This is a genomic window from Intrasporangium oryzae NRRL B-24470 (assembly GCF_000576595.1).
GTDB lineage: Bacteria > Actinomycetota > Actinomycetes > Actinomycetales > Dermatophilaceae > Intrasporangium_C > Intrasporangium_C oryzae.
Genome location: NZ_AWSA01000011.1, coordinates 103164 through 111924 on the forward strand (window position 1 = coordinate 103164; position 8761 = coordinate 111924).

The window sequence follows — 8761 nt, forward strand, 5'->3', positions numbered from 1 at the left end:
GGGCGGGACAGGGGCCCCAGCACACCTTCCCTGAGGGAGAGGACCTTCCGTGACACCGTCGTCGCCGTTCACCTGCTCGATCGTCGAGACCCCGCGCCTGGCCGTCAACGTCTGGACGAGCGGCCCAGAGGACGGCGTGCCGCTCCTGCTCGTTCACGGCAATCTCACGACGGGCGGCTTCTGGACGTACGTCGCCGCAGAGCTCCCTGACGACGTGAGGGTCATCGCGCCCGACCTGCGCGGCTTCGGGCTGACCGACCCCGCACCCGTCGATGCGACGCGCGGCCTCGGTGACATGGTCGACGACGTCCACGCCCTCCTCGAGACGCTGGGCCTGGCCGGCCGCGCCGTCGTCAACGCCGTCGGGTGGTCGATGGGCGGCGGGGTCCTCGAGCAGCTCATGATCGAGCACCCCGACGACCTCGCCTCCGTCACGCTCGTCGCGCCGCTCTCGCCCTACGGCTTCGGGGGCACGACCGACGAACACGGCACCCGGGCCTTCTCCGACGGTGCGAGCGCCGGAGCCGGTGGGGCCAACCCCGACTTCGTCCGGCGCCTCGGCGCCAGGGACGCGAGCGAGGACGAGCCGATGTCGAGCCCGCGGGTCGTCATGCGGACCTTCTTCGGCGCGGGCGACAACGCGCCCCACGTCGACGAGGACTTCCTCGTCGCGGAGCTGCTGACGACCAGGACCGGCGAGGACTTCTACCCGGGCGATGCCGCGCCGTCGGAGAACTGGCCGACCCTCGCTCCCGGCGACCGCGGCATCCTCAACACGATGGCGCCGACGCACTACGACGCGTCGGGGATCGTGGACCTGACCCGCAAGCCGCCCGTCACGTGGGTCCACGGCACCGCCGACCAGGTCGTCAGCGACCGCTCGATGTTCGACCTCGCCACCCTCGGCGAGCTCGGCGCGATCCCCGGCTGGCCGGGCGCCGACGTCCTGCCACCCCAGCCGATGGTCGCCCAGATGCGCGCCGTCCTCGCAGCGTATGCCGCTGCCGGCGGGACGACGCGGGAGGTGGCCCTCGAGGGCGTGGCCCACGGCATACCACTCGAGGTCCCGGCCCGGCTCGCCGAGGAGATCGTGGCCACTCTCGTGCGCTGAGCGCCTCTCAGGGCAGATTCCTCCACGGTTCCGTTGGACGTGGATCCGATTGCGCCACTAGGTTTCTCACCGTGTCAGATCCAGCTGTTGGCGGCCCATCCCCGTCTGCCGTGGCCGACGCCCGTCGCGTGGGCAGCCGCACCCTCAGCCACCTGCTCCCACCGCTCGGGGTCGCCGTCGCGGCCTCGGCCGTCCTGCTCGCGGCCGACATCCTCGTCTCGAGCATCCTCTCCCGGTCGCACGGCGGCTCGTTCGCCATCACGCTGGTCAGCCTGAGTCTCGTCGCCGTCGGCGACGGCGCCCTCGGGGCGTGGCTCGAGCGCCGCCACGTCGCGCGGGCCACGCCCAAGGGCGCGCGGAGCGCCTCCCCGACGGCGCTCCGCGCGTCCCGGGCCGGGGCGGTCGTCCTCCTCATCGGCCTGGCCGCGAGCCTCGTGACGTGGCTCGGGGCGAACCGCGTCGACGACTACCTCGGCATCGACGCGCTCTTCCACGGGCTCGCCGTCCTCGGGGCGCTCGGGAGCGCGACCTTCCTGCTCCTCGGTCTCGGCTACACGCTCGCGTCGATCGGCCGGCACCGTCGGGCGCGCGACCTCGGGCCCGCCATGCGCCCCCGTCGCCGCCGCTGACCCCTCGTGCGCTGGGGCGACTGCGCCTCAGAGGAACCCGGGACGGACCGCGAGGACGACCTTGCCCCGGACGTGGCCCGTCTCGCTCAGCGCGTGCGCCTGCGCGGACTGCTCGAGCGGCAGCACCTGGTTGACCTCGACGCGGAAGGCGCCCCGGGCATGGCCGTCGGCGAACGTCTGGAGGGCCTCCATCGCCCGCGGCTCGCTGCGGACGACCCGCGCGCCGTGGGCCGCCGCGGTGTAGTCCGCGATGCTGACGACGTCCCTCGGATCGGCCACGAGGGTCACGAGGTCGGTGATGGAGCCCGAGCCCGCGGCGTCGAGCACCGCAGTCACAGGTCCGAGGCCGAGGCCGGCCACGCGGTCGGCGAGACCCGGACCGTAGGTCGTCGGCGTGGCCCCGAGGCTGCGCAGGTAGTCGTGGTTGGCCTCCGAGGCCGTGCCGATCACCGTGGCCCCGCGCTGCCTGGCCAGCTGGACGGCCGCCGAACCGACCCCGCCCGAGGCGCCCTCGACGAGCAGGGTCGAGCCGGTGCCGACCCCGAGGTCGTCGAGCCCACGCGCCGCCGTCTCGACCGCCAGCCCGGCCCCCGCGGCCTCGGCCCACGACATCCCCTCCGGCTTGCGGGCCCAGCCGTCGAGGACGGCATACTGCGCGTTCGTCGCACTGCCGACGCCGAAGACCTTGTCTCCGACGGCCACGCCCTCGACGCCGTCGCCGACCTCGTCCACCACCCCCGCGGCGTCGACCCCCGGCACGACGGGGAAGGTGGCGGGCAGGACGTCCTTGAGATAGCCCGCCCGCACCTTCCAGTCGATCGGGTTGACGCTGGACGCCACGACCTCGACGCGCACCTGGCCCGGGCCCGCGTGGACCTCAGGGATGTCACCGACCCTCAGGACCTCGGCCGGACCGTACTCGTCGTAGGTGAGCGCGAACATGGGGGCCTCCAGCGGTCGGTCGACCCCCTGAGCAGCCGGTCACGCGCCAGCGCCGATGCGCAGACTCTACGCTCGGTGGTTCGCGCTCGGGAATGGCCATTTTCTTGACTTGTTCCAGATTGCGTGATGGTGTGGAGGCATGACGACGGAGACGACGGCCCTGCTGCGCGAGGCACAGCTGCGCGTCACCCGGCCCCGCGTCGCCGTCCTCGACCAGTTGCGCCTCCACCCGCACGCCGATGTCGAGACCATCGCCTTCCACGTCCGCGCCGAGCTCGGCAAGGTCTCGACCCAGGCGATCTACGACGTCCTCTCGGCACTGTGCCAGGCCGGCCTCGTCCGGCACCTCGAGCCCGCCGGCTCCCCGGCCCGCTACGAGCTCCAGCGCGGCGACAACCACCACCACCTCGTGTGCCGGGCCTGCGGCGACATCGTCGACATCGCCTGCGCCGTCGGCGAGGCACCCTGCCTCGACGCAGGGCACGGCCACGGCTACGAGGTCGACGAGGCCGAGGTCATCTACTGGGGCAGGTGCCCGAGCTGCGTCGCCGCCGACAACGCGCCGACGCGGGGCTCACGACCTCGCCCGACACCCGACCCTGCGACCGAGCCCACGCGGTAGGCCGAGCCGGCCCAGCGGCATACCCCCTGATCCTTCCCTGCTGTCCATGTCCAGCCAACGAGAAACACCTCAGGAGAGAACTGATGAGCGTTGAAGGACCCCGCCAGGAGCCTGGCAACACCAAACCGCTGACCACGGTCGCGGGAGCCCCCGTCTGGGAGAACCAGAACAGCCTGACCGCCGGTGCGCGCGGGCCGCTCCTCCTGCAGGACGTGTGGTTCCTCGAGAAGCTCGCGCACTTCGACCGCGAGGTCATCCCCGAGCGTCGCATGCACGCCAAGGGCTCCGGTGCGTACGGCACGTTCACCATCACGCACGACATCTCGAAGTACACGTCGGCGGCCCTCTTCTCGAAGGTCGGCAACCAGGTCGAGACGTTCGCCCGCTTCTCCACCGTCGCCGGTGAGCGCGGGGCCGCCGACGCCGAGCGCGACATCCGCGGGTTCGCCGTCCGCTTCTACACCGAGCAGGGCAACTGGGACATCGTCGGCAACAACACGCCGGTGTTCTTCTTCCGCGACCCGCTGAAGTTCCCCGACCTCAACCACGCGGTCAAGCGCGACCCGAAGACCAACCTGCGCAACCCCGAGAACAACTGGGACTTCTGGACCAACCTCCCCGAGGCCCTCCACCAGGTCACCATCGTCATGTCCGACCGCGGAATCCCGGCGTCGTACCGCCACATGCACGGCTTCGGCTCGCACACGTTCAGCTTCTACAACGAGGCCGGCGAGCGCTACTGGGTCAAGTTCCACTTCCGGACCCAGCAGGGCATCAAGAACCTCACCGACGCCGAGGCCGAGGCGCTCGTCGGCAAGGACCGCGAGTCGAGCCAGCGCGACCTCTTCGACGCCATCGAGCGCGGCGACTTCCCGAAGTGGACGATGTACGTCCAGGTCATGCCCGAGGCCGACGCCGAGAAGGTCCCCTACCACCCGTTCGACCTGACGAAGGTCTGGCCCAAGGCCGACTACCCGCTCATCGAGGTCGGCGTCTTCGAGCTCAACCGCAACCCGGAGAACTACTTCGCCGAGGTCGAGCAGGCCGCCTTCTCGCCCGCCAACGTCATCCCCGGCATCGGCTTCTCCCCCGACCGTATGCTGCAGGGCCGGCTCTTCTCGTACGGTGACGCCGCGCGCTACCGCCTCGGGGTCAACCACCACCAGATCCCGGTCAACTCGCCCAAGGCCGCCGGCAACGTCAACTCGTACCACCGCGACGGCGCCATGCGGATCGACAGCGAGCCGACGCCCGGTATCGAGCCCAACTCGTACGGCCGCTGGGCCGAGCAGCCGCAGTTCCGCGAGCCGGGCCTCAAGATCGACCCGTACGCCGACCGGTTCAACTTCCGCGAGGACGACGCCGACTACTTCTCGCAGCCGGGCATCCTCTTCCGCGAGAAGATGACGCCGGAGCAGCAGCAGGCCCTCTTCGACAACACCGCCCGGGCGATCTCGGGCGCCTCGAAGGAGACGATCGAGCGGCACATCGCCAACTGCACGAAGGCCGACCCGGCCTACGGCGCCGGAGTCCGTGCCGCGATCGAGGCCCTCTCGGCCGCGGCCGCGCCGTTGCCCGAGGAGACGAGCCGTCCGGCCGGTGGCAACGGTTCCGGAGTCGCGCAGGACGACTTCGCCGACGTCCTCTGACCGAGCCACTCCGCCGCAGGGCCGGTCACGCACCCGCGTGGCCGGCCCCGCGGCATACGTGCGGGCAGGAGGCACCACAACAACTCCGCCCGGGCGGAGTTGTTGCGAACGCGACCCTCAGCTGAGGATGTCGGCGCGGCTGAAGCGGCGGTAGCCGAGCATCGTGAAGGCGACTGCCCAGACGAGCGACCAGAGCGTGCCGTGGACGATGTCGGTCCACTGCGGGTCGACGGCGATGAGGTCCTGCCAGGCCCGCGAGTAGTGCCCCGGCAGGGCGTTTCGCCACGGGTCGAGGGCGTCGATCTGGTCGAGGATGCTGAGGACGATCGACACGAGGACCGCCCCGCCGACCGCGGCGAGCGGCGCGTCGGACCGCACCCCGATCCAGAAGGCGATCGCGGCCACCGGGAGCAGCGTGACGAAGATGTAGGCGAGCGCGAGGCCGAGGCGCGGCAGCAGCTGCGCCCACGAGAGGTCCTCGCCGAGCGGGTTCGTCAGCGGCGCCACCCCGTAGGCCAGCCCACCGACGATGAGGGCCCAGCCGACGAGCACGACCATGGCGAGCGCCGTCGTGCCGAGCCCGATGACGAGCTTGCTCGTCAGGAGCCGGGCCCGCCGGACCGGCGCCATGAGCAGGTAGCGCAGCGACGACCACGACGCCTCGGCCGGGACCGAGTCGCCGCAGAACAGCGCGGCGAGGAGGGTGAGCAGCAGCTCGGCGCTGACGAAGATGGTGAAGAGCGTGAAGTTGGCCGAACCGGTCTGCGCGAGGTCGATGAAGCGCGCCGCCGTCGTCGTGCGGCGACCGTTGGGCGAGTCGCCGAACGCGAACGCGATGACGAGGATGACGGGCAGCGCGAGGATGAGCGCGAACGCGACCTTGGTGCGACGCCTCCCCCACTGCCGCCCGATCTCCGCACGCCACGACAGCGGGTCGTGGACCGTCTCGATCGTCGGTGGCCTCTCGGTCACCGCCGTGCCGTATGCCGCTGGGCTGCTGTCGAGGGTCGGCTTGCCGCCGCTCGGGGTTGCGTCGGTCATCGTGCCCGCACCTGCCTCAGCCTCTCGATCATCGACGAGCCGGAGGTGTCGTCGCTCCCGGTCCCGGTGCCGCCCTGCGCGGTCGAGATGACCCCGAGGAAGACCTCCTCGAGGTGGCGACGGCTGCTCACCCCGACGACGGGAAGTCCCGCCTCGACGGCCGCGAGGACCACCTCGGCGCGGGGGACGTCGGCGACCACGACCAGGCGGGTGGGCGTCTCGACGCGGACGTCGCCGATGCCGTCACGGCTGCGCAGCGCCGCGGCCTCGGCGGCGAGCCGATCCGGGGCGACGCCGTCGGCGAGGTCGACGATCGTCGTGTCATTGCTGTCGACGAGGTCGGCGACCGCGCCCTGGGTGATCACCCGGCCGGCGTGCATGACGACGACGTGGGTGCACGTCATCTCTACCTCGGCGAGCAGGTGGCTCGACACGACGACGGTGCGCCCGGTCTCCGCGTAACGCCGCAGGATCGGGCGCATCGCCGCGATCTGTGGCGGGTCGAGACCGTTGGTCGGCTCGTCGAGGATGAGCAGGTCGGGCATGCCGAGCATCGCCTGGGCGATCCCGAGCCGCTGCTTCATGCCGTGGCTGTAGGACTTGACCGGCCGGTCGACGGCTCCGCCGAGCGCGGCGACGTCGAGGGCCTCGTCGAAGCGGGCCTCCTCCGGGGCCCGGCCGGTGGCCGCCCAGTACGCCTCGAGGTTGGCCCGGCCGGTGAGGTGCGGCAGGAACCCGGGCCCCTCGATGAGCGCACCGACCCGGCCGAGGACGGGTGCGCCGGCGTGGACCGGCTCGCCGAGGACGTGGACCGAGCCGGAGTCGGACGAGATGAGGCCCATGACCATCCGCATCGTCGTCGTCTTGCCGGCACCGTTGGGGCCGAGCAGCCCGACGACCTGGCCCTTCTCGGCACGCCAGCTCACGTCGTCGACGGCCCGGTGCCCGTCGGCATACGTCTTGACGAGGCTGTCGACGACGAGGGGCACGTCGGCGAGGTCGGGGCGGGAGGGCTCGAGACGACGACGGCGGCGACGCAGGAGCGCGCTGACCGCGGCGAGAACGAGCAGGGCGGCGAGGACCGACGCGGCAATGACCGTCTCGGTGTCGGGCCCACCCGCCGAACCGCCGCCGAGCGGGGCGCCGACCGAGGTCGGGACGCTGAGCTGGGCCGCTGCCTCGACGATGACGCGGCTCGGCGTGCGGTCGTTGGAGTAGGTCGACTCGGTCGTCGTGAGCAGGACGCGCCAGCGGCTGCCCGTCGGCATCTCGTACGTCGCCGCCGGGAGCGAGACCGTCACCGTGGTCGGCTTGCCGGGTGTGACGGGCACCCGGATCGGGGCGACGAGCGCGTTGGGCAGGACCGGCTGGTCGCCGTTGAGGCGCCACAGCGAGGCGAAGAGCGTGACGGTCGGCGTGTCAGCGGTGAGGGTGAGGCGCACGGTCGGAGAGCCGACGACGGTGACGCCCTTCTCGACCGGGTCGGTGTCGAGGGCGGTCGACTGACCCGGCAGGGCCGCGATCTGGTAGGTCGACAGGGCGCCACCGCCGAGGGCCGAGAGCGCCGGGACCGCGACGAGGGCGGCGGGCTGCCCACCGGGCGGGTGCACCATCCCGCCGCGGGTCGTCGCGAGCGGGATGGTCGTCGTGCTGACGGTCGAGCCGCCGAGCCCCGGGTATGCCGGGAGGGACCACAGGTCGGAGGGCTGGCCCCGGCGGTTGGCGGCGGTCGGGTAGACGAAGCCCTCGGTCGGCGGGGCGGAGGTGCGCGGCGCCTTGTCGCGGACGTAGTGGTCGAGCCAGGCGTACCCGGCCTCGGTCTCCTCGGCCTCATGGGTGCTCGGCCCGTCGTGGCCACCGTCGCTCCAGCGGACCGCGACCGGTGTCCCGGCCGCGGCGAGCGCCTTCGCGTTGGCGTCGGCCTGGTCGAGGCCGAAGAGCGAGTCGGCGATGCCTTGGACGAGCATCGTCGGGGCAGTCACGCGCGTGAGGGTTGGCCTGGGGCTGTGGGCCCGGAGCAGCGCCAGCAGCGCGGGGCTCGGCGTGCCCGTCTCGGAGGCCTGCACGAAGAGCCGGCAGATCGTCGGGTCGAAGCGGCCGCACGACGTGGCGGCCGGGGCGCCGCCCCCCGCCCGTGCCGCGCTCCCGAGCGAGCCGAGGAAGAAGGTCGAGGCCCAGACCTGCTTGAACGGCCCGGGGGTCGCGATCGGCGTGCGCCCGGCGGGGGTCGTCGGTGCGGCGCTGAGGGCCGCCTGGGGGAAGAAGGCGTCGGCGAGGTCGTTCCACGTGATGGCCGAGACGACGGCATCGACACGGGGGTCGGCCCCGGCGAGCATGAGGCCGAGCGCGCCGCCGTACGAGCCGCCGAGGACTCCGGCCCGCGGATCGCCGGCGGCGTCGAGCTCGACGTCGGCGCGCTTGGCTGCAGCGTCGAGGAGGGCTCGTGCGTCGGCGATCTCGTATGCAGGGTCGTTGAGGTGGATCCGCCCCCCGGAGGCGCCGTGGCCCCGGGCGCTCCACGTCACGACGACGTAGCCGCGGTCCTGGAGCGCCTTGGCCTGGTCGGCGACGGAGTCCTTGCTGCCGCCGAACCCGTGGGCGAGGAGGACGAGAGGGTGCTTGAGCCCGTCGGACTGCGGCCAGAAGGACACGTCGAGCGTCACGGCAGTGCCGTCGGGCTCGGGGCGGACGGACAGGCGCGCGGCCTCCGGAGAGGCGGCCGGCGCCGCCGCGGGAGCGACGGCAGCAGCGGCCGCAGCCGCGGCCG

General features: G+C 72.5%; 7 protein-coding genes. 4 read left to right on the plus strand and 3 right to left on the minus strand.

What is annotated here, in order from left to right:
- Nucleotides 1-49: 49 nt before the first annotated feature.
- Both N865_RS06980 and N865_RS06985 read left to right on the plus strand, forming a co-directional pair.
- Nucleotides 50-1111 carry an alpha/beta fold hydrolase gene (locus N865_RS06980; protein ID WP_157557596.1) on the plus strand — a complete coding sequence of 354 codons (1062 nt, stop codon included), beginning with the start codon at nucleotides 50-52 and terminating at the stop codon, nucleotides 1109-1111.
- 128 nt (nucleotides 1112-1239) lie between these two features.
- Nucleotides 1240-1740 carry a hypothetical protein gene (locus N865_RS06985; protein ID WP_034803354.1) on the plus strand — a complete coding sequence of 167 codons (501 nt, stop codon included), beginning with the start codon at nucleotides 1240-1242 and terminating at the stop codon, nucleotides 1738-1740.
- Between the two features lie 27 nt (nucleotides 1741-1767).
- Here N865_RS06985 and N865_RS06990 read toward each other — a convergent pair whose 3' ends face one another.
- The gene (locus N865_RS06990; protein ID WP_034803355.1) at nucleotides 1768-2682 is read right to left on the minus strand and encodes an NADP-dependent oxidoreductase; all 915 of its coding nucleotides are present in this window, start codon (nucleotides 2680-2682) and stop codon (nucleotides 1768-1770) included.
- 139 nt (nucleotides 2683-2821) lie between these two features.
- On the opposite strand from N865_RS06990, the gene N865_RS06995 reads away from it, so the two are divergent.
- Together N865_RS06995 and N865_RS07000 are read left to right on the plus strand one after the other, a co-directional pair.
- Complete coding sequence (locus N865_RS06995) at nucleotides 2822-3304, plus strand: Fur family transcriptional regulator (protein WP_084328025.1); 483 nt, start codon at nucleotides 2822-2824, stop codon at nucleotides 3302-3304.
- Between the two features lie 83 nt (nucleotides 3305-3387).
- A complete protein-coding gene (locus N865_RS07000) occupies nucleotides 3388-4953 on the plus strand; it encodes a catalase (protein ID WP_034803357.1) in 1566 nt (521 codons plus the stop codon).
- A 117-nt stretch (nucleotides 4954-5070) separates the two neighbouring features.
- On the opposite strand, the gene N865_RS07005 is transcribed toward N865_RS07000, so the two are convergent.
- Nucleotides 5071-5994 carry an ABC transporter permease gene (locus tag N865_RS07005; protein WP_084328026.1) on the minus strand — a complete coding sequence of 308 codons (924 nt, stop codon included), beginning with the start codon at nucleotides 5992-5994 and terminating at the stop codon, nucleotides 5071-5073.
- Nucleotides 5991-8761, minus strand: a 2771-nt coding sequence (locus N865_RS07010; protein WP_034803419.1) for an alpha/beta fold hydrolase, incomplete at its 5' end; no start/stop codon positions are given. The genes N865_RS07010 and N865_RS07005, both read right to left, overlap by 4 nt.